Genomic DNA, 2,426 nt, shown 5'->3' with positions numbered 1-2,426 from the left:
AGGCATTGCTGCCTGACTCAAGTAAAACACTCTCCGATAAAGTCGGGGCGGTTCATAAGTATTAATTATTAACAGCGAGGATGTTTATTATGAAAAAATTGCTCACTACGTCGCTGATGGCGGCTTCATTATCGACACTGGGACTGGTTGGCTGTACGAGCACTACCAATACAGGCGCTGTCGGCGTCGATCGTCAGCAGCTATTACTGGTCTCTGATGAAGAGGTGCTACAACTCTCTGCCAAAAGCTACAATCAAGTGCTACAAAAAGCGCGCCAAGAGCGGGTATTAGATACCAATCCAGCGCAGCTACAACGCCTAAAAAGAATTGCTAATCGCTTAGTCGGTCAAGTTAGTGTTTATCGTCCTGATGCTGCTCAGTGGAACTGGGAGGTTCATACCATTAAGTCACAGCAGCTCAACGCTTCGGTATTACCAGGCGGTAAAATCCTGTTTTATTCTGGCATTATCGATCGCTTGAACCTAACTGATGATGAGATTGCTGCCATTATGGGTCATGAAATATCACACGCGCTACGTGAGCATTCTCGTGAACGTATTTCTCGCGAATACGCCACGCAGACTGGTATTGGCCTTGCAGCAAGTGTCTTTGGTCTCTCGCAAGGTCAAGCGCAGCTAGCGGGTCTTGCCGGTGATCTTGGTTTGAGCCGTCCGCACAGTCGTACCCAAGAGTCTGAGGCCGACCAAATCGGACTTGAGCTAATGGCACGTGCTGGCTACAACCCGCAAGCGGCTATCACCTTATGGCAAAAAATGCAGCGCGCTAGTCAAGGTGAGCCACCTCAGTTTTTGAGTACTCACCCGGCAAGCAGTACACGTATCTCACAAATGCAGGCATTAATGCCTAAAGTGATGCCACTGTATCAAAAAACGCGCCGTTAGTGGTTAATACGAACAGTCTTAACAACAGGGCTTGGATACATTCATGCCCTGTTTTTTTGTGACTGCTGTTTCTGTTATAAAAAGCAGTATCATAAAAGAGCAGTATCCTAATAGTTTGACAAAGAGCGCGTTTAGCACTTGTAAGCTTTGCTCTGGTATAATGCTTCCATCTATTTTTATCAAATCAGCACAGTGTTGACTATTAAAGGACTGTTATGACGACTACCGCCCCTACTGCTATCGCCCTTGAAGACAAGCTGCAAGAGTTACAGCCGCAATATCTAGACTTAGTCAATGAGTCAATGAATCATGCTGGTTACTTTGACGGTAAAGAGAGTCACTTCAAGCTAACGCTAGTTAGTGAAGCCTTTGCAGGCAAGCGTTTGGTTGCGCGCCATCAGCTTGTCTATCAGCTGGTAGATCCACTGCTAACCTCGCAAGGCGGTACTGTGCATGCGCTTGCGATCCACGCTTACACCCCTACTGAGTGGCAACAGCAAACCCAAAGCCCCGAGAGCCCGCTATGTGCAGGACAAAATAAATAAGCGCTGTCACTGCGCTAGATTCGCTTAGACTGACTAGTGCTGAGCTTACTCTACAAGGAATAAGATTCAATGAAACATCTACACATGCTATTGGTATTTATATTGATTGGGCTATTTATTTACCAGAGCGTTTTGGTATTAAGCGCTAATCGCCGCGCGCCGCGTCCGGTTAAGATTGCCAATCACATATTATACGCCTTAGTGATAGTCACAGGGGCTTGGATGCTGATGCAATTGATGAGTGTAAACGCACCTGTACAGTGGGTGTTTGCCAAAATTATACTCTTAGTCGCCGCAATCAGTGCTAGCGCCAAAGCTTTCAGCATCAATGCTGCGCCAACTCAAAGTAAAGTCGGTATTCTTATCGCCGGCGTCGCTTATATAGGGATTGTTATTTTGGCATATGCGAAACCTGCAAACTTATTTTAATATCATAAGCTCGCTATATTTGCTATCTTAAATACCTCCTACTGGTTCAACGGAGTTTTTATGAAAACCTTTACCGCAGCAGCATTACTTGCCACCGCTGGCATCTTTACGCTTTCGGGCTGTGCAACCAGTGGCAATCTTACCCCGCAGTATGTGCCGCCAAGCACTTATCAAAGCTACGACTGTCAAGCGCTCGCTCAGGAGTACAATCGCGTTGAGCGCTATGTCAATGCGACGCAAAAGCAGCAATCGAGCCTGTCGGCATCAGGAGTCGGCGTCGGTATCTCTGCTGGACGCTGGGGTATCTCGCCTAATATTAGCTTTGGCGTGGGTCGAAGTAACGATAGTAAAGCGCGTGATGCGAAGCTATCGCGTCTATACGGTGAAGCCGACGCTATCATTCAAACGGCACGTATAAAACGCTGTAGCTTTGCCAATGGTATTAAGATTTATGGAGAGTAAGCTTTATTTGATGTCTATTTTGACTTATAGATAATTAGGGCGTGTTGAACATTCGACCATGGCACTGACAGAGACTATTTTTTAGGCG

At 46.5% G+C, this 2,426-nt stretch carries 4 protein-coding genes; all 4 read left to right on the top strand.

Annotation, left to right across the window (positions count from 1 at the left end; translation table 11 throughout):
- Positions 1–89 precede the first annotated feature (89 nt).
- The 4 genes from I3248_RS12070 to I3248_RS12055 all read left to right on the top strand — a co-directional run bounded on the left by I3248_RS12070 (position 90) and on the right by I3248_RS12055 (position 2,338).
- Entirely contained in the window at positions 90–902 is an 813-nt protein-coding gene (locus tag I3248_RS12070) for a M48 family metallopeptidase (RefSeq protein ID WP_025644716.1), read from the top strand.
- A 215-nt stretch (positions 903–1,117) separates the two neighbouring features.
- Positions 1,118–1,447 carry a BolA family protein gene (locus I3248_RS12065; protein WP_201559381.1) on the top strand — a complete coding sequence of 110 codons (330 nt, stop codon included), beginning with the start codon at positions 1,118–1,120 and terminating at the stop codon, positions 1,445–1,447.
- A gap of 69 nt (positions 1,448–1,516) precedes the next feature.
- Positions 1,517–1,876 carry a SirB2 family protein gene (locus I3248_RS12060; protein ID WP_201559382.1) on the top strand — a complete coding sequence of 120 codons (360 nt, stop codon included), beginning with the start codon at positions 1,517–1,519 and terminating at the stop codon, positions 1,874–1,876.
- Positions 1,877–1,936: 60 nt separating this feature from the next.
- Entirely contained in the window at positions 1,937–2,338 is a 402-nt protein-coding gene (locus I3248_RS12055) for a hypothetical protein (protein WP_201601683.1), read from the top strand.
- Positions 2,339–2,426: the final 88 nt, after the last annotated feature.

It is taken from the genome of Psychrobacter sp. Ps3 (genome assembly GCF_022129275.1).
GTDB classification, from domain to species: Bacteria; Pseudomonadota; Gammaproteobacteria; order Pseudomonadales; family Moraxellaceae; genus Psychrobacter; species Psychrobacter submarinus.
Note: the sequence above shows the minus strand (reverse complement) of the source record. Positions and strands in the feature narration are given on the sequence as shown.

Bases quoted from the DNA above. Each gene is read 5' to 3' on its own strand.
- I3248_RS12070 (WP_025644716.1), top strand. From the start codon at position 90: ATGAAAAAATTGCTCACTACGTCGCTGATGGCGGCTTCATTATCGACA.
- I3248_RS12065 (WP_201559381.1), top strand. From the start codon at position 1,118: ATGACGACTACCGCCCCTACTGCTATCGCCCTTGAAGACAAGCTGCAA.
- I3248_RS12060 (WP_201559382.1), top strand. From the start codon at position 1,517: ATGAAACATCTACACATGCTATTGGTATTTATATTGATTGGGCTATTT.
- I3248_RS12055 (WP_201601683.1), top strand. From the start codon at position 1,937: ATGAAAACCTTTACCGCAGCAGCATTACTTGCCACCGCTGGCATCTTT.